The 22,971-nt window shown below is 61.4% G+C and carries 21 protein-coding genes; 9 read left to right on the forward strand and 12 right to left on the reverse strand.

The features are described 5' to 3' along the window. The first annotated feature begins 155 nt into the window (after positions 1 to 155). Together LGL98_RS00260 and LGL98_RS00265 are read left to right on the forward strand one after the other, a co-directional pair. Complete coding sequence (locus LGL98_RS00260; RefSeq protein WP_136032222.1) at positions 156 to 1,526, forward strand: MFS transporter; 1,371 nt, start codon at positions 156 to 158, stop codon at positions 1,524 to 1,526. A gap of 13 nt (positions 1,527 to 1,539) precedes the next feature. Then, a complete protein-coding gene (locus LGL98_RS00265) occupies positions 1,540 to 2,802 on the forward strand; it encodes a gallate dioxygenase (protein WP_136032220.1) in 1,263 nt (420 codons plus the stop codon). On the opposite strand, the gene LGL98_RS00270 is transcribed toward LGL98_RS00265, so the two are convergent. After that, positions 2,799 to 4,025, reverse strand: coding sequence for a LysR family transcriptional regulator (locus LGL98_RS00270; RefSeq protein ID WP_136032218.1), 1,227 nt, complete (start codon positions 4,023 to 4,025; stop codon positions 2,799 to 2,801). The two genes, LGL98_RS00265 and LGL98_RS00270, sit on opposite strands and share 4 nt — an antisense overlap. A 127-nt stretch (positions 4,026 to 4,152) precedes the next feature. Between LGL98_RS00270 and galB the strand changes: the two genes are divergently transcribed. Genes galB through LGL98_RS00290 form a run of 4 tightly spaced genes read left to right on the forward strand, consistent with a single transcriptional unit; the run spans position 4,153 to position 7,555 of the window. Further along, entirely contained in the window at positions 4,153 to 4,893 is a 741-nt protein-coding gene (galB, locus tag LGL98_RS00275; RefSeq protein ID WP_008806774.1) for a 4-oxalmesaconate hydratase, read from the forward strand. Next, positions 4,890 to 5,603: a 4-carboxy-4-hydroxy-2-oxoadipate aldolase/oxaloacetate decarboxylase gene (locus tag LGL98_RS00280; RefSeq protein WP_136032216.1), complete on the forward strand. Its 714-nt coding sequence runs from the start codon at positions 4,890 to 4,892 to the stop codon at positions 5,601 to 5,603. Before galB ends, LGL98_RS00280 begins: the two co-directional genes overlap by 4 nt. Further along, the gene (locus LGL98_RS00285; protein ID WP_136032215.1) at positions 5,604 to 6,689 is read left to right on the forward strand and encodes a 4-oxalomesaconate tautomerase; all 1,086 of its coding nucleotides are present in this window, start codon (positions 5,604 to 5,606) and stop codon (positions 6,687 to 6,689) included. It abuts the gene before it with no gap. Between the two features lie 2 nt (positions 6,690 to 6,691). Further along, on the forward strand, positions 6,692 to 7,555 hold the full coding sequence (locus tag LGL98_RS00290) for an NAD(P)-dependent oxidoreductase (RefSeq protein ID WP_136032226.1): 864 nt from the start codon (positions 6,692 to 6,694) through the stop codon (positions 7,553 to 7,555). Positions 7,556 to 7,558: 3 nt separating this feature from the next. On the opposite strand, the gene LGL98_RS00295 is transcribed toward LGL98_RS00290, so the two are convergent. The 8 genes from LGL98_RS00295 to eefA form a co-directional block, all read right to left on the reverse strand. Continuing rightward, the gene (locus LGL98_RS00295) at positions 7,559 to 7,849 is read right to left on the reverse strand and encodes a YicS family protein (RefSeq protein WP_002923120.1); all 291 of its coding nucleotides are present in this window, start codon (positions 7,847 to 7,849) and stop codon (positions 7,559 to 7,561) included. 106 nt (positions 7,850 to 7,955) lie between these two features. Then, positions 7,956 to 8,858: a DMT family transporter gene (locus tag LGL98_RS00300; protein ID WP_002923118.1), complete on the reverse strand. Its 903-nt coding sequence runs from the start codon at positions 8,856 to 8,858 to the stop codon at positions 7,956 to 7,958. Between the two features lie 151 nt (positions 8,859 to 9,009). Next, positions 9,010 to 10,443 carry a PTS N-acetylmuramic acid transporter subunit IIBC gene (gene murP, locus LGL98_RS00305; protein WP_203033446.1) on the reverse strand — a complete coding sequence of 478 codons (1,434 nt, stop codon included), beginning with the start codon at positions 10,441 to 10,443 and terminating at the stop codon, positions 9,010 to 9,012. Positions 10,444 to 10,467: 24 nt separating this feature from the next. After that, the gene (gene murQ, locus LGL98_RS00310) at positions 10,468 to 11,370 is read right to left on the reverse strand and encodes an N-acetylmuramic acid 6-phosphate etherase (RefSeq protein ID WP_136032211.1); all 903 of its coding nucleotides are present in this window, start codon (positions 11,368 to 11,370) and stop codon (positions 10,468 to 10,470) included. Positions 11,371 to 11,532: 162 nt separating this feature from the next. Further along, positions 11,533 to 12,696, reverse strand: a complete 1,164-nt coding sequence (locus LGL98_RS00315; protein WP_136032209.1) for a multidrug effflux MFS transporter — start codon at positions 12,694 to 12,696, stop codon at positions 11,533 to 11,535. A gap of 45 nt (positions 12,697 to 12,741) precedes the next feature. Beyond that, positions 12,742 to 14,106, reverse strand: a complete 1,365-nt coding sequence (eefC, locus tag LGL98_RS00320; RefSeq protein ID WP_136032207.1) for a multidrug efflux RND transporter outer membrane subunit EefC — start codon at positions 14,104 to 14,106, stop codon at positions 12,742 to 12,744. 3 nt (positions 14,107 to 14,109) lie between these two features. Then, positions 14,110 to 17,217 (reverse strand): multidrug efflux RND transporter permease subunit EefB, encoded by a 3,108-nt coding sequence (gene eefB, locus LGL98_RS00325; RefSeq protein WP_136032204.1) that lies wholly within the window; start codon positions 17,215 to 17,217, stop codon positions 14,110 to 14,112. Continuing rightward, on the reverse strand, positions 17,217 to 18,341 hold the full coding sequence (eefA, locus tag LGL98_RS00330) for a multidrug efflux RND transporter periplasmic adaptor subunit EefA (RefSeq protein WP_136032202.1): 1,125 nt from the start codon (positions 18,339 to 18,341) through the stop codon (positions 17,217 to 17,219). Before eefA ends, eefB begins: the two co-directional genes overlap by 1 nt. 206 nt (positions 18,342 to 18,547) lie before the next feature. Here eefA and LGL98_RS00335 point away from each other — a divergent pair, with 206 nt between their 5' ends. Next, positions 18,548 to 18,670 carry a hypothetical protein gene (locus LGL98_RS00335; RefSeq protein WP_004150240.1) on the forward strand — a complete coding sequence of 41 codons (123 nt, stop codon included), beginning with the start codon at positions 18,548 to 18,550 and terminating at the stop codon, positions 18,668 to 18,670. On the opposite strand, the gene LGL98_RS00340 is transcribed toward LGL98_RS00335, so the two are convergent. Continuing rightward, entirely contained in the window at positions 18,630 to 18,746 is a 117-nt protein-coding gene (locus LGL98_RS00340; RefSeq protein ID WP_012540280.1) for a hypothetical protein, read from the reverse strand. The two genes, LGL98_RS00335 and LGL98_RS00340, sit on opposite strands and share 41 nt — an antisense overlap. On the opposite strand from LGL98_RS00340, the gene LGL98_RS00345 reads away from it, so the two are divergent. Next, entirely contained in the window at positions 18,721 to 19,137 is a 417-nt protein-coding gene (locus tag LGL98_RS00345) for a GNAT family N-acetyltransferase (protein ID WP_136032198.1), read from the forward strand. The genes LGL98_RS00340 and LGL98_RS00345 overlap by 26 nt on opposite strands. 629 nt (positions 19,138 to 19,766) lie before the next feature. On the opposite strand, the gene LGL98_RS00350 is transcribed toward LGL98_RS00345, so the two are convergent. Continuing rightward, complete coding sequence (locus LGL98_RS00350) at positions 19,767 to 20,414, reverse strand: TetR/AcrR family transcriptional regulator (RefSeq protein WP_095032631.1); 648 nt, start codon at positions 20,412 to 20,414, stop codon at positions 19,767 to 19,769. 80 nt (positions 20,415 to 20,494) lie between these two features. On the opposite strand from LGL98_RS00350, the gene LGL98_RS00355 reads away from it, so the two are divergent. Beyond that, complete coding sequence (locus LGL98_RS00355) at positions 20,495 to 21,988, forward strand: MDR family MFS transporter (protein WP_136032194.1); 1,494 nt, start codon at positions 20,495 to 20,497, stop codon at positions 21,986 to 21,988. On the opposite strand, the gene LGL98_RS00360 is transcribed toward LGL98_RS00355, so the two are convergent. Next, a complete protein-coding gene (locus tag LGL98_RS00360) occupies positions 21,985 to 22,899 on the reverse strand; it encodes a LysR family transcriptional regulator (protein WP_136032193.1) in 915 nt (304 codons plus the stop codon). The two genes, LGL98_RS00355 and LGL98_RS00360, sit on opposite strands and share 4 nt — an antisense overlap. Positions 22,900 to 22,971 lie beyond the last annotated feature (72 nt).

Raw genomic sequence — 22,971 nt, forward strand, 5'->3', positions numbered from 1 at the left:
TTTGTCGTATTCCTCACATTATAAATAAAACTCATATCTGACGCCGGGTTTTCGAACCGGACAGCCTGCGTGACCTGCCTTAAGTTGAGTACGAAAGTTCCACTCAAAAAACACTAACCAGAACATTCGTACCGCCTGCTTGAGGAAGTCACCCTATGAATCACACGAACGTTGTCGATGTGAAAGCGTGGATAGATACCCGCCCGGTCTCGCGCTTTCAATGGAACGTGCTGCTGCTCTGTTTCATCATCATTATGCTGGATGGGTATGACGCTGCGGTGATGGGCTTTGTCGCCCCGGCGCTCATCGAGGACTGGGGCATCAGCCGGGCTGAAATGGGGCCGATACTCGGGGCGGCCATGTTTGGCGTCGCCATTGGCGCCCTGGTGGCGGGCCCGCTTTCTGACCGCTACGGCCGAAAGCGAATTTTACTCTGGTCGGTGGCGCTGTTTGCGCTGTTCAGCCTGGCCGGCGCCGTGGCGCAAAGCCCGACGCAGCTGGCGCTGATGCGTTTTCTCACCGGCCTTGGACTTGGCGCGGTGATGCCCAACTGCGTTACGCTGGTGGCGGAATATATGCCGGAGCGGCGTAAAGGGGTGATGATCACCCTGATGTACAGCGGTTTTAACGTGGGTTCCGGCCTCGGCGGCTTTATCGCCGCCGGGTTGTTATCGCATTACAGCTGGCACTCGGCGCTGATTTTTGGCGGCGTGCTGCCGCTCGTGGTGCTCCCCTTTATGATCGTGATGTTGCCGGAGTCGGCGATGAACATGGTGGCGCGCCGACTACCGGGCGAGCAGATCGCCAGGGCGCTTAACCGGCTTGGGGGCCAGTTTACGGCTGAAACCGTTTTCCAGCTCAATACACCGCCCATCACGCGGAGCAGCAAAGTGGCGCAGCTGTTCCGGCATGGCTATGCCCGCGGCACGGTAGCGCTGTGGTTAACCTATTTTATGGGGCTGTTCGTGATTTACCTGCTGAACGGCTGGCTGCCAACCATTCTCCGCTCCGGTGGGCTGTCGCTGCAGCAGGCGGCGATGATGACTGGCTTGTTCCAGCTCGGCGGCCCGTTGGGCGGGATCCTTGTCGGGATGCTGATGGATCGCGCTTCGGCGAAAGCGGTGATTGCGGCAACCTATTTCCTCGGCTGTTTGTGCCTGCTGTCACAGGGGTTGATGGATTTCGGTTCGGCGGCGCTGTCAGTGCTGATTTTTATCAGCGGGATGTGCATTAACGGCGCGCAGAACGGTCTGCAGGCCTATTCGCCAGCCTATTATCAAACCGAGATCCGCGCCACCGGGGTCAGCTGGATGCATGGTATCGGTCGTACCGGGGCTATTCTCAGCTCCACGCTGGGCGGGATGCTGATGCTGGCCGTGCCGGGACATTCCGCGATCTTTCTGGTGCTTGCGCTGCCGGCCTGCCTGGCGGGGATCTGTATTTTGTTGCACCGTATGAATCACGCTAAGCCTCGACTCACAGAGGCAGAACTGGACGCTTTGTCACCCCCCCTGGAACACCGATAAGTGGAGTTATCTGATGGCTAACATTCTCGGCGGTATCGCCGTCTCTCATACCCCGACTATCGGCTTCGCGGTCGATCATCATAAACAGCAGGACCCGGCGTGGGCGCCGATCTTCCAGAGCTTCGAACCGCTGCAGCGCTGGCTGGAGGAGAAAAAACCGGATGCGCTGGTGTACATCTTTAATGACCATGTGACCGCCTTTTTCTTCGATCACTATTCGACTTTTACGCTGGGAATCGACAATCAATATGACGTTGCCGATGAGGGCGGCGGACCGCGTTGCCTGCCACCGGTCCAGGGCAACGCAGCGCTCTCAAGGCACATTGGCGCCAGCCTGATGGCCGATGAGTTTGATATGTCGTTCTTTATGGATAAAAAGCTCGACCACGGCCTTTTCTCGCCGCTTTCGGCGCTGTTGCCCTGGGATGAAGCGCAGGGGTGGCCGACGGCGGTGATCCCGTTACAGATCGGCGTGCTGCAATTTCCGGTACCAAGCGCGCGCCGTTGTTACAAACTCGGCCAGGCGCTGCGCCGGGCGATTGAAAGCTTCCCGGAAGATATCAATGTGGCGATTGTCGCGACCGGCGGGCTCTCGCATCAGGTTCATGGCGAGCGCTGCGGATTTAATAATCCCGACTGGGATGCCCAGTTTGTTGACATGTTGGTTAATGACCCGGAAAAGCTCACCGAAATGACCCTTGGCGAATATGCCGAGCTGGGGGGGATGGAGGGGTCCGAAGTGATCATGTGGCTGGTGATGCGCGGCGCGCTATCAGCCAATGTCACCGAAACCTGGCGCGACTATTACCTGCCGTCGATGACCGGTATCGCCACGCTGATCCTTGAGAACAATGCGCGCCTGCCCCCCGTTGATACCCTGACGCGCCATCGCCAGCATATGGTGCAGCAGCTGGCCGGGGTGGAGAAACTGCCGGGAACCTATCCTTTTACCCACGAGCGCAGTCTGAATGGTCTGCGGCTTAATCGTTTCCTGCATCGGTTGATTGAGCCTGCCTGGCGCGAACGTTTTCTACAGTCGCCTCAGTCGCTTTATGTCGAAGCCGGACTGAGTGAGAAGGAGCAGCAGTTGCTCAACGCGCGCGACTGGCGGGGGTTGATTCAGTATGGCGCCAGCTTCTTCCTGCTGGAGAAAATGGGCGCGGTGGTCGGCGTATCCAACCTGCATATTTACGCCGCGATGCGCGGGCAGACGCTGGAAGCGTTTCAGCAAACGCGCAATCAACAGGTCACCTACTCGGTGGCGGGGAAACGTTAAACGGTCCCGTCCTGAACCTGCTGATAGATAAAACGCAACAGCGCCTGCGTCGCCGGAGAGTGCAGACTGCCGGCGCGAAACGTCAGCCCGATACGCCGGGTGGTATCGGGCAGGGGGACCGGCAACACGCTGAGTAGCCCATTGTCTGTCTCAAAACGCATCTGGCTGGCGGAGACCGCCGCCAGCATATCGGAGTCCTGCAGCAATCCTCGCACCATCGCCGCATCCCCGGTCTCCACCGTCGGCTGGGGCAGCGGCAGCCCCAGGGTGACAAACGCCTTATCCAGTAAATGGCGCGCCGGCGCGTTGGCGCGCGGCAGCACCCATTGCGCGGTCGCCAGCTGGCTGCGCGGGTCTGGATGACGCAGCAGCGGGTGGTTATTACGCAGTAAAATCAACATATCCTCTTCGAATAACGCTTCGCTACAGAGGTCCGGAAGATCTTCATCCTGGCGCAGGGCGCCGATAATAAAATCGATATTACCTGCCCGCATATCGGCGACCAGCGACTCATACGGGCTTTCATTGGTCATAAGGGTGATGCCCGGGTGCTGGGCCAGAAAGGCGGCGATGGCGGTGGGCAGTAGCCGGGTCCGGCTCAGCGGCAGGGCGCCAATGCGCACGGTGCCCTCCAGCACCCCGCGACGGGCAGCGAGATCGCTCCAGATGTTTTCCAGCTCGTTGAGCGCTCTGCTCACCGGGGGATAGAGTAACTCCGCGGCGGGGGTGGGGCGCACCCCCTCTGGCGTCCGGCGAAACAGCGCCGAATCCGCCCCTTTCTCCAGGACCTTCAGCGCGGCACTGACCGCCGGCTGAGTGATCCCCAACTGTTGCGCGACGGTTTGGGTATGGTTGACGTGATAGAGCTGAATAAAAATGGCTAAGCGGCGGGTATTGAACAGCCAGCCAGCGTCCGCCAGCGGGCCGCTGCTGCGGGTATGGTGCTTCTGCAACAGCGCCGGGATGGCCTGCAGGTCGTCAATCGCCCGCCGGGCGCGCGGCAGGATGCACTTGCCATACTCGGTGGCCACCATGCCGCTGTAATGGCGTTCGAACAGCGTGACGTTCAACGCGGCTTCAAGGTCGCGGATAGCCCGGGTTATCGCTGACTGCGTGCGGAATAAGTCATCGGCCGCGCGTGAGACGCTACCGCGCAGCGCGACCTGACAGAAAAAGCGCAGCTGCATGATATTTATAATTTTATCGTGCTTTCTTTTCAGCATTGTTCGTCAGGCCTGAAACAGTGAGTGAGTCGACAACATAAATAAAAATCATAGCCTTCGCAAGTTAACGAATTACCTCCCCACGACGGGACATGACAAGCTGAAAAAAACAACAGAGGAAGCCATCATGTCTCATCCGGTTAGCGAAAAAAGTGCCCTTGTCGTCAGCGCCCACTCGGCCGATTTCGTCTGGCGCGCGGGCGGTGCGATAGCGCTGCATGCCCTGCAGGGCTATCAGGTCCATGTGGTCTGTTTATCCTTTGGCGAGCGCGGCGAGTCCGCCAAACTGTGGCGTAAAGGCAATATGACCGAGGAGGCGGTGAAGCAGGTGCGTCGCGAAGAGGCGCAGGCCGCCGCCGAGATCCTGGGCGCCAGCGTCGAATTCTTTGATATCGGCGACTATCCGCTGCGCGCCGATAAAGAGACGCTATTTCGTCTGGCGGATGTGTATCGCCGTATCCAGCCCCACTTTGTCCTGACGCACTCCCTGCACGATCCCTATAACTACGATCATCCGCTGGCCTCTCATCTGGCGCAGGAAGCGCGGATTATCGCCCAGGCAGAGGGCTATCGCCCTGGCGAGAAAATTGTCGCTGCTCCCCCGGTTTACTGTTTCGAACCGCACCAGCCGGAGCAGTGCAACTGGAAACCCGATGTGTTGCTGGACATCACCGCCGTCTGGGAGAAAAAGTATCAGGCCATTCAGTGTATGCAGGGCCAGGAGCATTTGTGGGAATACTACACCCGCGTGGCGCTGCAGCGCGGGGTGCAGGCCAAGCGCAATATCGGCATCACGGCCGCGCGCGATATCGTTCACGGCGAAGCCTTCCAGAGCATCTTCCCGCGCGTAACGGAGAACCTGGCATGAACCTGTTAAATAAAAAAGGCCTTGTGATCCGCCATCTGCCGCGCCATGACGAGGCGGTTTTGCGCCGCTGTGAGGCGGCCGGGGTAGCGACGCTCCATGAAGCCAGGGATCGTCAGGGGCTGATGGGGCCGGCAATCCGGCCGATTCAGCAGGGCGTCAGCCGGGCGGGCAACGCGGTAACCGTGCTGGTGACGCCAGGCGACAACTGGATGTTTCATGTCGCGGTCGAGCAGTGCCGCGCCGGCGATATTCTGGTGGTGGCCCCGACCTCGCCGTGCGGCGATGGCTTCTTCGGCGATCTGCTGGCGACGTCTCTACAATCGCGCGGCGTGGTCGGTCTGGTGGGTGATATCGGCATTCGTGATTCGCAAACGTTGCGGGAGATGGGATTCGCCGTCTGGTCCCGTCAGGTTTATGCCCAGGGAACGGTGAAAGAGAGCCTCGGCTCGGTTAACGTCCCGGTGATTTGCGCAGGCCAGCTTGTGCAGCCGGGCGATGTCGTGGTGGCCGACGACGATGGCGTCGTGGTGCTGCCTCACGCGCAGGTCCGTGATGTGCTTGATAAAGCGGAAGCCCGCATGAGCAATGAGCTTGCGAAGCGTGAGCGGATGCGCCATGGCGAGCTGGGGCTGGATATTTACGCTATGCGCCCGCGCCTGGCGGAAAAGGGGCTGCGGTATTACGACCGCGCAGACGAGGTGGAGGAATAAATGGCGCAACGCGGAATCCCCTGTTTATGGATGCGCGGCGGCACCTCTAAAGCGGCCTGTTTTCTGGCCGACGATCTGCCTGCCGATCCGGTGCAACGTGATGCGGTGCTGCTGGCGGTGATGGGCTCGCCTGACCCCCGGCAAATTGACGGGATTGGCGGCGCCGATCCGCTGACCAGTAAAGTGGCGATTATCCGCCGCTCCGCACGGCCTGACGCCGATGTGGACTATCTGTTTGCCCAGGTGAACGTGGCGGCGGCTACCGTGGATTACGGCCAAAACTGCGGCAATATTCTCGCCGCCGTTGGCCCTTTCGCCATCGAGCGCGGTCTGGTTCGCCACGATGCGCCGCTCACTCGGGTGCGTATTTTTATGGAGAACACGGGGCAACTGGCGGTGGCAGAGATCCCCTGCGATGCCGACGGGGTCGACTACATCGGCGAAAGTCGTATCGATGGCGTGCCGGGCAGCGCCAGCCCGATCCTGCTCCATTTTCTTGATGTCGCCGGCTCCAGCTGCGGGGCCTTGCTGCCGACCGGCCGGGTTCGTGACCGTTTTGACGGCGTTGAGGTGACCTGCATCGATAACGGTATGCCGGTGATCTTGTTGCGCGCTTGCGACCTCGGTTGCACCGGCTATGAGACGCGCGAACAGCTGGATAATGACGACGCGCTGAAACGTCGCCTGGAGTCGATTCGCCTGCAGGCCGGACCGCTGATGCAGCTTGGCGACGTCAGCCAGCGCACGGTGCCCAAGATGACCCTGATCGCCGAGCCGCGACACGGCGGCGCCATCAGCAGCCGCACCTTTATCCCCCACCGCTGCCACGCGTCGATCGGCGTATTTGGCGCGGTGAGCGTGGCCAGCGCTTGTCTGCTCCCCGGCTCTGTCGCGCAGGGCATGGCGCAGGTGTCGCCTGGCGCTACGCCGCTGCTCAGCGTCGAGCATCCGACAGGCGAATTTAGCGTGACGCTTCAGCTTGATGCTGACGGCGCCTTGGCAGGCTGCGGCCTGTTACGCACGGCGCGACTGCTGTTTGCTGGCGAGGTTTTTATTCCGGCCCGTGTCTGGCCGCGTGAGGAGTGATGATGACAATCGCGTTTATTGGTTTTGGCGAGGCGGGTGGCATTCTGGCGGCGGATCTGGCCCGTGAGCATGTGGTGACCATGTGGGATTGCAAGCTCAATGGCCCGGCGCGAGAGGCAATGCTCAGGAAAGCCGGTGACTCGCGCGTTCAGGTGGGGAATTCGCTGGCGCAGGCGCTGGAGGGGGCTACGCTGGTTTTCTCTACTGTGACCGCGGGTGAGGCGCTAAAGGTGGCGCAGCAGGCCGCCGCGCTGCTGCAGCCGGGGCAATACTTCCTCGATCTCAATTCCGTGGCGCCGGAGACGAAACGGCAGGCCGCCGCTCATTTTCTGCCCGGCGCCTACATTGATGTCGCGGTGATGGCGCCGGTACCGCCCGCCCGATTGCAGACACCGTTATTGATCGGCGGGCCGCAGGCGGAGGCGATTGCGCCGCGTCTGCAGGGGCTGGGGCTGAATGCCCGCTACGGCGCCAGTACGGTGGGCCAGGTGTCGGCGATAAAAATGTGCCGCAGCGTGATGATCAAGGGTCTTGAAGCGCTCACCACAGAATGCCTGTTCGCGGCCCGTGAATACGGTGTCGAGGAGGAGGTGCTTAGCTCCTTGCATCATAGTTTCCCCTCTCTGGGCTGGACAGGCGCGTTCCCCGACTATCTGATCAGCCGGGTGGCGGAACATGGCATTCGGCGCAGCGAAGAGATGGAAGAGGTGGTGAAAACCCTGCGTGACGTGGGGAGCGCCGGGATAATGAGCGAGGCGATCGCGACAAGCCAGCGCCAGCTGCCGGAGCAGATGGCCGCCCGTAGCCTGAGCTACAGGCAGCTGACGCCGTTTGACTGGAAAACGCTGGTCGCGAGGCTGAAATAACCGCTATTTGGCCGGACAGACGATTTTGTCGATTGCGGCCTGGTAGCTTTTCTGGTTATTGCGCTCTTTCGCCAGCGTTGCTTCGCGGACCGCGTTCTTGTTACCGTCGGTCGCCAGCACTTTATTGGCAAAATCGTTATCGCTGAGGTGGCTTGCTGGCGCGCATTTTTCCTTCACCGCTTTGAGCACCTGCTGCTTTTGCTGCTCGAACTGCAGGCTTTGCAGCGGTGATTCGGCCCACGCCGACGTGGCGCTCAGGGCGGTGACCAGGCATACCATCCAACATGCTTTCATCAGGCTTCTCCTTCCGTAATCGCTCTCGTCAACTATATGCGCAGGCGCGAAAACACGCAAATAGCGGACAGTTTAACTTGTTGAAAATGCAATTTTTATCGCCTGCTCAGGCGGCTCTCACCCGCCGCCGCGAGTCGATGGCGATCAGCACCACCGACGCGAGGATCAGCAGGGTGCCCAGCCAGTCCGGCAGTGTGAAGGTGATCCCCAGCAGCAGGAGCGACAGCAGGGCGCTGCTCAGCGGTTCGGCGCAGCTGAGGATCCCGGCTTTGGCGCCGCCAATCTTCTGCGCGCCGTTGAGATAGAGGCTGAAGGTCAGCGAGGTACCGATCACCACCAGATAGAAAAAAGCTAACAGCAGGCTGCCGTTAACCACAAAATCGGTGCCCTGGCCGCCGTAAAACGGCAGCAGCATCGCGCCGCCGAACAGCATGCTCCAGCCGACGATGGGCAGCGTCCCGTAGCGGGCAATCAGCGTCGAAGGATAGGTGGTATAAAACGCGGCGGCAAACGCTGAGGCGATCCCCCAGAACAGCGCCGCAGGCGAAATCGACAGCGTCGTTGGGTTGCCGTGAGTCACCAGCAGAAAGGTGCCCGCCAGCGAGGTGCAGATAGCCCCCAGCACCAGCGGAGTGGGGCGCGCTTTGCGGGCGAGGGCGAACCAGGCGACGATGATCGTCGGCGACAGGAACTGCAGCACCGTGGCCGTGGCGGCATTGGATTTTTCAATGGTCATCAGAAAGGTGAACTGCACGGTTAACGCGCCAAACAGCGAGAAAAACAGCAGGCTGAGGGCGTCGCGGCGGTTTTGCAGCACGCGGAAAATGCGGTCGCCGTGAACAAAGCCGAGCATCAGCAGGATCAGCCCGGCGAACAGCAGACGCGTCATGGTCAGAAACGGCGACGACATCTGGCTTTCCTGCATAATAAATTGCGCACACACCCCGGAACTGCCCCACAGCACGGCGGCAATCAGTACGTTCAGCATCCCTTTTTTGCTGGAGCCCATCTTTTCCTCAAGCGAAATATGACAAAGGGGAATCATAGCATGCGCGCGCCCGGGCGGCGGGGCAGGAAATGGTAGTCGGGCGCGGCGGCGTAACTATTTTGCAGGCCCGGTAAGGCGAACCCGCCGCCGGGCATTAACCGATAGTCGCGTTCTAGCTTAAATCGACATTTTTACTGCCGAACAGCCAGGTGAGGACAAAGCCGCACAGGTAGGAGACCGCCAGCCCGCCGGCGTAGACCGCCATCCCGGCGTAAATTCCGCTGCCGGAGGTCATCAGCGGCAGCGCCACCAGACCGGACGGGCCGAACACCGTGTTCAGGCCGACCGGCAGCCCCAGCCAGGCGATCAGTCCGACGAAGAACCCGCCGCAGGCGCCGCCGAGGCAGGCGGTGACAAACGGCTTCATCCGCGGCAGGGTGACGCCGTAGATCAGCGGCTCGCCAATCCCGAGGAAGCCCGGAATAATCGCCCCTTTAATCTGGGTTCGCAGCAGCGAATCGCGCTTCGCCCGCCAGAACAGCGCCAGCGCCGCCCCCACCTGCCCGGCCCCGGCCATCGCCAGGATCGGGAACAGCGAGTTAAAGCCCTGGGCGTCCACCAGCGCAAAATAGACCGGGACAAACCCCTGATGGACGCCGAACATCACCGCCAGCAGGAACAGGCCGGCCAGCACCGCCGAGCCAAACGGGTTGCCGTTAAGATGCAGGAACAGCCATGACATGCCGGTAAACAACCAGCCGCCAATCGGCATGATCACCGTAAAGGTCACCGCGCCCATGATCAGCAGCGTCACCGCCGAAGTGAGGATCATATCGAGGTTGGCCGGCATCACCCGCCGCACCTGGCGTTCAACCCACGCCCCAAGGATAGCGGCGATCAGTACGCCGATGATATTGCCGCGCGGATCGATGCCATGGCCGAAGAAGGTGGAAATGCCGGCGTAGAAGCCGCTGGTCGCCTCCGGGTTGTAGCCCAGCACGAACAGCGAGGCGATAATCGCGCCGTTCACGCCGGAGCCGCCGAACGCCTTCTGCGCGTTATAGCCAATCAGGATACTCAGAAAGGTGAACATCCCTTTGCTGAAGACCTTCATATAGCCAATCAGCGCCACCAGGCTGGCGTTCGGATGGGCGTTCTCCAGCACGAAAACCTGTTCCGCCAGGGTGGCGAAGCCCAGCAGCAGCCCGACGGCGATAAAGCCGGGGATCAGCGGCGTAAAGATGGTGGCGAATTTGGCGAGAAACTTCTGCACCGCGCTGGTCTGCCTGCCCTTCAGCGCCTGCTTTTTCTCCGCCGCGACGTCGGCCAGCGTCGGCGCGGCGGCAGGCATCTCTTCCAGCAGGCCGTTCATCATTTCGGCAGCGGTTTGCGCCTTGCCGGGGCCGAGCACCACCTGGAACTGCTCGTCGCTGACGATCACCCCCATCACGCCGTCAATCTGGCGGATGGCGGCGCTGTTGGCCAGACTTTCATCGCGCAGGGTCAAGCGCAGGCGCGTCATGCAGTTGCCCGCCTGCGCGACGTTTGCGGCGCCGCCCACGTGGGCGAGGATCCGCGCTATCATCTCTTTCGTTATTTTTGCCATTGCCCGTTACCTGTCTGTCGGCGCTCAGGTGTTGCTGAGCGCCTTGCGGATATAGCCGTTGTTTTCTGCCAGCAGCGACTGCGCCGCTTCAGCGCTTAAGTCCGCCAGCACCATCACGATCGCCGTTTTACAGTGGCGGCCGCAGGCCTCCAGCGCCTTCTGGGCGGTGGCGCGATCGCAGTCGGTGGCCTCCATCACGATAGAGACCTGGCGCTCAATCAGCTTGGCGTTGGTCGCTTCGACGTCGACCATCAGGTTGCTGTACACCTTGCCGACGCGGATCATCGCCCCGGTGGAGATCATGTTCAGCACCAGCTTCTGCGCGGTACCGGCTTTCAGGCGGGTAGAGCCGGTGACCACTTCCGGGCCGACCACCGGGGTGATCGCCACGTCCGCCAGCTGGGCCATTTCTCCATGCGGGTTACAGCTGACGATGGCGACAAAGGCATTCTGACTATGGGCATATTCCATGGCGCCAATGACGTACGGCGTGCGTCCGCTGGCCGCCAGTCCCACCAGCACATCGCGCTGGCTGAAGTTCAGGTTCTGCAGATCCATCGCCCCCTGCGCTTTGTTGTCTTCCACGTTTTCCACGGCGCTGAGAATCGCTTTATGGCCGCCGGCGATGATCCCCACCACCTGCTCCGGACGGGTACCGAAAGTTGGCGGGCATTCGCTGGCATCGAGGATCCCCAGTCGTCCTGAGGTGCCCGCGCCAATATAAATCAAGCGGCCACCGGCCTGCAGGGCCGCCGCGACCTTATCCACCACCTCGGCAATTTGCGGCAGATAGGGCGTAATCGCCTGGGCTACCTGCTGGTCTTCCTGGTTTATCACCGTCAGCATCTCAAGGGTGGAGAGGGTGTCAATGTTGGCGCTGTTGGCGTTACGCCGCTCGGTCAGCAGTTTGCTCAGGTCAATACTCATAGAAACCTCGTTATTCTCAGTGGCGCGCAGTATAAGGAATTATTTATTCCTTTCCTGTGAAGGGTATCACGATTAGTACGCGGAGAATAATACGAGAATGGTAGATATGGCGGGAAATAGTGCGGTAATAAATCTGGAATATTTTATTACCGCACCTGGCGTTTAGCGCGCGTTGCGCGGCTTGCTGAGGCCCAGCAGCAGCGCCAGCAGGTAGCAGATGGCCATCGCGAGGCTCATTTTCAGCATCGTTTCACCACCGAGGCCCGCTAGCGGCGCGGCGATGCCGCCGAAGACAAACATCAGGGTGCCCATCAGCGCGGATGCGGTCCCGGACTGCGCGGCGTCGACGGCGCTCATTGCCTCCGCGCTGGCGACGGTGCTGATACCGCTCATTAGCGACACGGTAAAGAACAAGCCGACCAGGGCCAGCACCGGCAGCTGCAGCCAGGCAAACAGCAGCATGATCGCCGCACAGCTCACCGCCAGCGTCAGGCCGCCGCGCAGCAGGCTTTCGGCGCTAAAGCGGCGTGCCAGACGGGAAAAGGTCATCGCGGCGATGATCAGCCCGATACCGTTCAGACCGAACAGCAGACTGAACTGCATGGCGCTCATGCCGTATTCGCTCTGCATCACGAAGGAAGAAGATCCGATGTAGGAGAACAGCCCGGCCATCATAAAGGCCTGAATCAGGCAGAAGCGCAGAAAACGGCGATTTTTCAGCACCGGCTGACCGGGTTGCTGGCGGGCGGTATGCGTCGCTGCGGCCGGGCGCGTTTCCCGCAGGATCGCCAGGCTCATAACCAGCAGCACGCCGCCAATGGCGGCCATCGTCCAGAAGAGAATTCGCCAGTCGAAGGCGGTGATAACGTAGCCGCCCAGCACCGGGGACAGCACCGGCGCAATGCCGTTCACGGTCATCAGTAGGGCGAAAAACTGGGTCAACAGGGTGCCCTGGTATTTATCGCGGGCGATGGATCGCGACAGCACCGAGCCGCCAGCGCCAGCAAAGCCTTGTAAAAAGCGCCAGACAATCAGCATGTTGATATCGCGGGTCAGGGCACACATCGCCGAAGAGAAGATAAACAGTAACAGGGACAGCACCAGCGGTTTCAGGCGGCCAATGCGGTCGCTCAGCGGGCCGAAAAACAGCTGACCCAGGCCGAGGCCAATCAGCGCGGCGGTTAGCGACAACTGGGTCTGGGTGCTGGTGGCCTGCAGCTGCTGAGTGATCTCCGGCAGCGCCGGTAGATAAAAATCCGTGCACAGCGGGCCGATACCCGACAGCAGGCCGAGGATCAGCGCCCAGGAGAGGGAAACACGTGCCATAACAATTCCTTGTAGAGGCCGGGCGCGGCCGCCCGGCGGGTAAGTTTAACTGGCGCCGCCGCCCAGCGACTGCCAGAGGGTGATCCGGTTATTGAGGTCGGTTTGCTGCAGGGACAGCAGCGTCGTTTTCGCCGACCACAGCGTGCGCTGAGCGGTGAGCACCGACAGATAATCACCGACCCCGGCCTGATAGCTTTTCATGGCGATATCCAGCGATGTCTGCTCGGCGGCGACGTACTGCCGCTGGGCATCAAGCTCTTCGCTCAGCGTTTCCCGGCGCGCCAGCGCGTCGGCAACGTCCTTAAACGCGCTCTGAATCGATTTCTCATAGGTGGCGATCAGCCCCTTTTTCTCCGCTTCCGCATAGCGCAGCTGCGCCAGGTTACTGCCGCCGGTGAATAGCGGCAGGCTGATAGACGGGGCGAACGACCACACCTGCATCCCGTGGCTGAACAGCGACGACAGCGAGTCACTGCCGACCCCGGCGCTGGCGGTCAGGGAAATCGACGGGAAGAAGTTCGCCCGCGCTGCGCCGATATCGGCATTGGCGCTCTTCAGGTTGTGCTCCGCTTCCTGAATGTCCGGCCGACGCAGCAGCACCGACGATGACACGCCCGCCGGCACCAGCGCAATACTGTTATCCCCCAGGCTCTCGAGAGTGCCGGGCAGGAGGCTCTCCGGCACGGTTTCCCCCGCCAGCAGGTTAATGGCGTTTTTATCCTGCGCCACCAGCGTACGATAGCTGGCGACGCTGGCGCGCGCCTGCTGATAGACGCTTTCCGCCGAGCTTAAATCACCCGCGGAGGCGGTGCCTACCGCCATCTGGCGGGCGACGATATTGCGTGAGTTTGCCGCGCTGTCCATGGTCTGCTGCGCCAGCGCCAGATTGCTGTTATCCGTCGCCAGCGTCACCCAGGCGGTGGTCAAATCGGCAATCATCGTCAGCCGGGTATTCTGCGCGGTGAATTCGCTGGCAAGCCAGGTTTCGCGCGCCGCGCGCGACAGGCTCTGGTTTTTGCCGAACAAGTCCAGTTCGAAGCTGGAGACCGCGCCGTCGGCCTGCGAAGCGGAGCTCAGGCCGCTGGCCACCGTTTTGCTGCGGGTATGGCTCAGCTCAGCATCGACGGTGGGAAACAGCGACGCCCGCGTCTCGCCGTACTGGGCGCGCGCGGTCTCGATATCGGCCAGCGCTTTTTGCACATCGCGGTTGCTGTTCAGCGCGATGCTGACCACTTTTTTCAACCGCGCGTCATTGACCACTTTCTGCCAGTCGCCGACCACCGCCGTCGATTCGCCGTGCGCCCCGGGCAGGGTGGCCGGCACCGGCGCGGCCGGGCGATCATAATGCGGGTCAAGCGAGACGCAGCCCGCGGTCAGGAGCGCGATAAACACTATACTCAAACGAAACATACCTTACTCCTGAGAAGGACGTTGGCGGGTGAAGAAACGCTTCACCAGCACGAAGAACAGCGGTACGAAGAACACCGCCAGTAGGGTGGCCGTCAGGGTGCCGCCGATAATCCCGGTGCCGATCGCCACGCGGCTGTTGGCCCCGGCGCCGGTGGCGATGGCCAGCGGCAGCACCCCGGCGATAAACGCCAGCGAGGTCATGACAATCGGGCGCAGACGGGTCTGCGCGGCGCGGATCGCCGCCCGGGAGAGCGAATACCCCTCATCCACGGCGGATTCAGCGAATTCAACGATAAGAATGGCGTTCTTCGACGACAGGCCGATGGTGGTCAGCAGCGCCACCTGGAAGTAGACGTCGTTGCTTAAACCGCGCAGCGTCGCCGCCAGCGCCGCGCCGAGCAGGCCGAGCGGGATGACCATAATCACCGAGAACGGCACCGACCAGCTCTCATACAGCGCCGCCAGGCACAGGAACACCACCAGAATCGAGATGGCGTACAGACTCATCGCCTGGCCGCTGGCCAGCTTTTCCTGCAGCGAAATGCCGCTCCACGCCCAGGTGGAGCCCGCGGGCAGGCTGTCGGCCAGTTTTTCCATCTTGTCCATTGCCGCGCCGGAGCTGAAGCCGGCGGCGTTTTCGCCCTGGATCTCGAAGGCGGCGGAGCCGTTGTAGCGTACCAGGCTTTCCGGGCCGTATTGCCAGTGGGTGGTGGCGAAGGCGGAGAACGGCGTCATGCTGTTATCGCTGCCGCGAACGAACCATTTGCCGAGGTCTGAAGGCACCGCGCGCGCATCGCTCTCGCCCTGGATATAGACCTTCTTCACCCGGCCGCGATCGATAAAGTCATTCACGTAGGTACCGCCCCAGGCGCTGGAGAGCGTATCGGTCACGTCGCTCAGCGACAGCCCCAGCGAGACGGCTTTGTTGTTATCGATATCCACCTGTAGCTGCGGCATCTGCGGCAGGTCGTTAGCGCGCACCGACTGCAGTTCGCTGCTCTGGTTGGCCGCCGCCAGCAGCTGGCTGCGCAGCTTCATCAGGCTGTCGCGGTCGGTACCGCCGCTGGCCATCAGCTCGAAGGTGAAGCCGTTGCTCTGCCCAAGACCGTCCACCGACGGCGGGGTCATGGCGAAGAGGGTGGCGTCGCGGATCGTCCCCAGCTCTTTGGTGGCGCGCAGGGCGATGGCCTGGGCGGTATTGTCGTCCCCTTTGCGCTGCGACCAGTTTTTCAGCGATACGAAGGCCATCCCGGCGTTCTGCCCGCTGCCGCTAAAGCTGAAGCCGTCGACGGTGAAAATGACGTCGGTATTGGCTTTCTCTTTGGTGAGGAACCAGTCGGTCACCTGGCGACGCACCTCGGCGGTACGCACCGCGGTGGCCCCGGCGGGCAGAGTGTACTGGACCATGATCTCCCCCTGGTCCTCCACCGGCAGGAAGCTGCCCGGCAGCTTCCACATCGCCAGCGCCATCGCCCCGCAAATCAACGCGTAAGCGCCCATCATCACCGCGCCCCGGCGCAGGCCGCCGAGTACGCGGCGCTGGTAGCCTGCTTCCGTGCGCCCCCACAGGCGGTTAAAGGCGCCGAAGAACCCTTTGGTGTGCGGTTTGGAGTGGCTGAGCAGCGCGCCGCACAGCGCCGGGGTGAGGGTTAGCGCCACCACCACCGACAGCATCATCGCCGAGATAATGGTTACCGAGAACTGGCGATAGATCACCCCGGTCGAACCGCCGAAGAAGGCCATCGGCAGGAACACCGCCGACAGCACCAGGGCAATCGCCACCAGCGCGCCGGAGATTTCGCCCATCGATTTTTCAGTAGCTTCCCGGGCGGGCAGCCCTTCGTCGCGCATAATGCGCTCAACGTTCTCCACCACCACGATGGCGTCATCCACCAGCAGGCCGATCGCCAGCACCATGGCGAACAGCGTCAGGGTGTTAATCGAGTAGCCGAACAGGGCCAGCACCCCGAAGGTGCCAAGCAGCACCACCGGCACCGCTACCGCCGGAATGAGCGTCGCGCGGAAGTTCTGCAGGAACAGATACATCACGCAGACTACGAGGATAATCGCTTCGAACAGGGTCTGAATCACGTCCTCGACCGAGATTTTGATGAACTCGGTGCTGTCCTTCGGATAGGCAATATCGTAACCCTGCGGCATCTGACGCTGGAATTCGGCGATTTTGCTTTTCACCAGCGTCGCGGTGTCCAGCGCGTTGGCGCCGGGGGCCATCATCACCGCGATCCCGGCGGCCGGGTGGCCGTTCAGATTGGCGGTGGCGGTGTAATCCTCGCTACCCATCTCCACTCGCGCGACATCGCTCAGGCGCACTACCGAGCCGTCGGCCTGGCTTTTCACGATGATCGCTTTGAACTGGTCAGGGGTTTGCAGCCGGGACTGCGCGCGCACGGTGGCGGTTAATTGCTGGGCATTGGATGACGGTAGCGCGCCGATTTTACCGGCGGAGACCTGCACGTTCTGCGCCTCAATCGCCGACTGGACGTCGGAAGGCATCAGCGAGTAGGAGGCGAGTTTGGTCGGGTCCATCCAGACGCGCATCGCGTATTCGGCGCCGAACACCTGCAGGCTGCCGACGCCCTCCACGCGCGCCAGCGGGTCCTGCATATTGCTGACCAGCCAGTCGGAGATATCGGAGCTGGTGGCGCGGTTGGTTTTGTCATACACCGCGAGGATCAGCAGGAAGCTGCTCTGCGATTTTTCCACCGTCACGCCGGACTGCTGGACTTCGCTCGGCAGCCGCGATTCCGCCTGCTGCACTTTGTTTTGCACCTGCACCTGGGCGGTGTCCGGGTCGGTCCCCTGCTCAAAGGTGACGGTGATGCTGACCGAGCCATCGGAGCTGCTGGTGGAGCTGAAGTAGAGCAGATGGTCGAGGCCGGTGAGCTGCTGCTCGATCACCTGGGTGACGCTGTTCTCCAGGGTTTCGGCGGACGCCCCGGTATAGGTGGCGGAGATTTTCACCGCCGGCGGGGCGACGTCCGGGTACTGGCCTACCGGCAGCGTGCGGATCGCCAGCACCCCGGCGAGCATTATCAGAATGGCGATCACCCAGGCAAAGACCGGGCGACGCACGAAGAAACGGGAGAACATCAGGCGTTGCCTCCGTTATTGCTGACGGCGACGGCCTTCACTGTCTGTCCGGGGGCCACTTTACTGGTGCCTTCGACAATCAGCTTATCGCCCGCTTTCAGGCCGCTCAGCACCAGCCATTTATCGCCGTAGGTGTCGCCGGTTTCCACGGTACGCTGCTCAACTTTGTTGGCGGCATCGACCACCAGCGCCGTGGCGTCGCCTTTGGCATCGCGGGTGATCCCCTGCTGCGGGGCGAGGATCGCGTCGTTCATGATGCCTTCATCGATGCGCGCGCGGACGAACATCCCCGGCAGCAGAACGTGCTGCGGGTTGGGGAAGATGGCGCGCAGGGTCACCGAGCCGGTGGATTCATCGACGGCGACTTCGGTGAGCGCCAGACGCCCTTTTTTGGGATAGGTACTGCCATCTTCCAGGGTTAACGTTACGCTGAGGGTGTCGCTGTTGCTGGCCAGGCTTTGTTTACGTAAACGCAGGAGATCGACGCTGGATCGCGTCAGATCGACATACATGGTGTCGAGCCCGCGGATCGTCGCCAGCGCGGTATCCTGATCGGCGGAGACCAGCGCCCCCGGCGTAACCGACGAGATGCCGATGCGCCCGGCAATCGGTGCGGTGATGGTGGTCCAGTTCAGGTTGATGCGCGCGCTCTCCAGCGCCGCTTTCTTCGATTCCACGCTGGCCTTGTCCTGGGCGCAGGTGGAGGCGGCGTCGTCAGCATCCTGGCGGGAAACGCCGTTATCCCTGACCAGCGACGCGTAGCGCTGCGCCTTCTGGCAATCGGAGACCACCAGCGCCTGGGCCTGTTTTAGCGCCGCCGCCGCTTCGTTCCAGGTCGCGCGATAGCTGGAGGGGTCGATCTGGTAAAGGGCCTGCCCGGCCTTCACCATATCGCCTTCGGTAAACAGGCGCTTCTGGATGATGCCGCCCACCTGCGGGCGAACTTCGGCGCTGAGCGAGGCGGTGGTGCGGCCGGTGAGCTGGCTGATCACCGGCACCGGCTGGCTTTGCAGGGTGACCACGCCCACTTCCGGCGTGGGTTGCTGCGGGGCAGATGTCTGCGCATTATCGCATCCGCTAAGGAGAAATAATGCTGTCGCGATGGGAGCTATGATGTATTTCATTATATTTTCTCAAGATATAAGACGTCCGCCCCGTTTATTTAAAAACGAGGGAATAGGTTGGGCGCTGAGGCATTTTCGGGTAAGCGAAAATGACAAAAAAGGAACACAGATGTTCCTGAACGTGATTGTTATTGTGTCTCCGCTGAAGCCAACCTCTTCGGTCTTCAGGAGGTGAAAAGCGCATCTCCTCTGGTTTTGTGGTGAGAATGATCATTCTCATTTTTCCCCATTATACGATCCGTCGCGATAATGGAAAGGTTTTTTTGCTTACTTTTAGAACGCAAAAAATTAAGGCAAATAATCATGGAGAAAATAAGAATATTTTGTGAAAGTGGAGAGGGAAAATAACCATTCGGCATCGCGATACTGGAGATAGTTAATGACACTAATCATTACAAAAAGCATTAATCCCGACGATCAACAAGAATTGTTTGCCGGTCTGCGGCACTATAATCAGCAGTATCTCGATGCGGCGCAGTTTGGCGATCTGGGGATTTACTCCCGCGATGTGCAAGGGGTGATGCAGGGCGGGCTGATTGCCAAACGCAAAGGTAACTGGCTGTGCATTGAGTATCTGTGGGTCAGCGAGGCGACGCGCGGGCGCGGGCTGGGGAGCGAGCTGATGCAAGAGGCGGAACAGCAGGCGCAGGCGCTGGGCTGCAGCCATCTGCTGGTGGATACCTTTAGCTTCCAGGCGCTGCCGTTTTATCAGAAATTAGGCTATCAGCTGCAGATGTCGCTGCCCGACTTCCCCCACGCGGGGATGCAGCGCCACTATTTGTCGAAGACGCTGTAACGGTCCTGGTATCCCTGGGCGGTCAGGTACCGTACCTGTGGTTGTGCCGGATGGCGGCATAAATGCCTTATCCGGCCTACACAGTCCTCCCGTCGTTTCGTCCCACCCAGGACCGGCAAGCGCAACGCCGCCGGGCTGGATATCAGGCACGGCACCTGTATTCTTGCCGGGTGGCGGCTGTCGCCTTACCCGTCCTGGGGTTCGTGCGACCTGTTGTTAATTTAACCACATGCGCGACTGAAACTGCCGGTGCTGGCGGCCTCAACATCGCTGAGACGTTCCCGGAAGGCCGGGGCAGCCCGCATGGATGCGGGCTGAGGGCCGTGTTTTGCAGGGACGCTGCCTCGGCCCGACCCGAAGCCTGCAGGGATAAGTCGAAGGGACCGCGTAGCGGCGATTTTGCTGGCCGGAGCCCGGGGGTACAGGGGGCGGCGGCGACTGGCCGCCCCCTGTGCGCTCCCTGCGCCATAAGAGACATAGCGCAGAAGAAATATCGGGAGCGCAATCTGCCCGGACATAACACGGGAGTGGTAGCCCTGCTAAGCGTAGCGCGAGCAGGGAAAATCCCGCATGGCGGCGCGTGGCGCCTTATCCGGGCTACAAAAGCTTTTGCCGGGCGGCGGCTGCGCTTAACCCCCGACGCCGTGGCCCATTAACGCCAGCGCGTGGCTGACGATGGTCTGGCGGTTGACCGCCTGTAAACGCGGATCGCTGTGGATGCGCGAAAACGGCACCAGCACCAGGCTAATCACCGTGGTAAACAGCAGCTCCGGCGACAGCGCTGGATTGATCTTGCCCTCCAGCTGCCAGCGGCGCACCGTCTCCAGCATCACCTGAAAACGCTCCTCGCCGAAGCGGACGTCCATATGCTGACGCAGGATCGGCATCTCGCCGATGATCTCCTGCATCCACAGCGGCGCGAACCAGGCGTTTTTCTCCGCCATATGCGCCAGCGTCTCGACCATCATCGTCAGCGCCAGCACTGGGTCCTGTGGATGATCGACAAAGATGCGGCTGATGTGATTGCGCAGCGGCATAAAGCGCTCCTCAATCAGCTGGGTCACCAGCGCATCCCGCGAGCTGAAATAGTAATGCAGCATCGCCGGCGTCACCCCAGCCTCTTTGGCGATGGCGTTCAACGATACGCGGCCCGCCCCGTCGCGGGCAAACAGCGTCAGGGCGATGTCCATCAGCTGTTCGCGGTTGGCAGTACCCGGTTTTTTACCGCGTGGCCGCCCTGGGCGGCGGGGGGCATCCTGATCCTTTTGTGCTGTCATGATATGGCGATCTCTTGACCCGATTCATTCTTTCACTAAATATTAATTATGCATTTAATTAATTTCAAGCGAGCGTTGTGATGACTACTCAAGTCGCAAACCCACCGGTGCAGTCGATACGTCTGCTGTTTAGCGCATTGCTGCTGGTGATGCTGCTTTCTGCGCTGGATCAGACCATTGTCTCTACCGCGCTGCCGACGATTGTCGGCGAACTGGGCGGGCTGGACAAGCTTTCCTGGGTGGTCACCGCCTATATCCTCAGCTCCACCATCGCGGTGCCGCTGTACGGTAAATTTGGCGATCTGTTCGGCCGCAAAATCGTGCTGCAGGTGGCGATTGGGCTGTTTCTCGTCGGCTCCGCGCTCTGCGGGCTGGCGCAGAACATGACCCAACTGGTGCTGATGCGCGGTCTGCAGGGGCTCGGCGGCGGCGGCCTGATGGTGATCAGTATGGCGGCGGTCGCCGACGTGATCCCGCCCGCTAACCGCGGGCGTTACCAGGGGCTGTTCGGCGGTGTCTTCGGCCTGGCGACGGTGATCGGCCCGCTGATCGGCGGCTTTCTGGTCCAGCACGCCTCCTGGCGCTGGATCTTCTATATCAACCTGCCGCTGGGCCTGTTCGCCCTGCTGGTGATCGGCGCGGTGTTCCACAGCAGCAACAAACGCAGCCAGCATCAGATTGACTGGTTGGGGGCTATCTACCTCAGCATGGCGCTGCTGTGCATTATTCTGTTCACCTCGGAGGGGGGAACCGTTCGTCCATGGAGCGATCCGCAGCTATGGTGCATTCTGGCCTTCGGCCTGATCGGTATCGCCGGCTTTATTTATGAAGAACGGCTGGCGTTTGAACCAATTATCCCGTTGGACCTGTTCCGTAACCGCAGCTTTCTGCTGTGTAGCCTGATTGGCTTCGTCATCGGTATGTCGCTGTTCGGGTCGGTCACCTTTCTGCCGCTCTACCTGCAGGTAGTGAAAGAGGCAACGCCAACCGAGGCAGGATTGCAGCTGATCCCCCTGATGGGCGGCCTGCTGCTGACCTCGATTATCAGCGGGCGGATTATCAGCCGCACTGGTAAATATCGCCTGTTTCCGATCCTTGGTACCTTGCTCGGCGTGGTGGGTATGGTACTGCTGACCCGCATCACCATTCACTCGCCGCTGTGGCAGCTGTATCTGTTTACCGGCGTGCTGGGGGCTGGTCTGGGACTGGTGATGCAGGTACTGGTGCTGGCGGTGCAGAATGCGATGCCAGCGAAGCTGTACGGCGTGGCCACCTCCGGCGTGACCCTGTTCCGCTCGATTGGCGGCTCCATCGGCGTGGCGCTGTTCGGCGCGGTGTTCACGCACGTGCTGCAGAGCAACCTGCAACAACTGCTGCCGGAAGGCGCGGTACTGCCGCCGGGAATGAATCCGGTGGCGGTTCAGCACCTGCCCGCGGATATCCGCCTCGACTACCTCGACGCCTTCGGGGCGGCGATCCACGCGGCGTTTCTGATGGCGGCCGGCATTATGGCGGTGGCGTTTGTTCTCTCCTGGCTGTTAAAGGAGGCGCCGCTGAAGACCGCGGCGCATTAAGCGGCGCCAGCGATGCGCAGCAGCGCCTGACGCAGCGCCGGCGCGGCAAAATCGATAAATTTGCGCAGTTTAAGCGGCGTCATGTCCCGCGCGGTATACAGCAAATGGACCGGCGCCGGATCCGGCTCGACGTTTTGCAGCAGCAGACGGAGATCACCCTGCCGCAGGCCATCCAGCGCCTGATAATGCAGTAAGCGGGCCACGCCCACACCCAGCCGCGCGGCATCAGCGGCGCTCTCCGGCGTGGTGACGGATAGCACCGGCGGCAGGTTAATCAGCTGGTCCTCGCGCTCAGCGGTGCGAAAGCGCCAGCCGCGATAGGGCATCGGCGATTCAATGCGGATGATCGGCAGCGCCGCCAGATCGCGCGGCCGCTGCGGCTCGCCGTATTTCGCCAGCAACGCCGGATGGGCGCAGGCCACAATCCGCATGGTGCCGAGGCGGGTGGCCACCATGCTGCTGTCCGCCAGGTCGCCAATCCGTACCGCCAGATCGACATGGTCGCTCACCAGGTCGGCATTACGATCGCTGAGCAGCAAACGGACGCGAATTTGCGGGTAGCGGGCGATAAATTCACCGATCACCGGAAGAACGTGCTGGCGGCCAAACATGGTCGGCGCGGAGATCACCAGCTCGCCTTTTGGCTCCTGATATTCGCCCGTCGCCTGGCGCTCGGCGTTTTCCACCTCCTCAAGGATCCGCCGTGCGGCGGCAACATAATCGACCCCGGCGTCGGTGAGCGTCAGTTTGCGGGTGGTTCGCGCCAGCAGGCGCACGCCCAGCGCGCTCTCCAGTTCACCAATATGGCGGCTGACGGTGGTCAAGGGCATATTCAGCGCCCGCGCCGCCGCCGACATACTCCCCAGCTCGGTCACTTTCACCAGCAGCGCCATCGCGCTTAATCGATCCATTATTCTCCCGATTTTCGGAAAGATGATTGCCACTTAACCAGTATTATCATTTATCTCAGTACAGTCCATGAT

It is taken from the genome of Klebsiella africana (genome assembly GCF_020526085.1).
In the GTDB taxonomy this organism is placed as follows: domain Bacteria; phylum Pseudomonadota; class Gammaproteobacteria; order Enterobacterales; family Enterobacteriaceae; genus Klebsiella; species Klebsiella africana.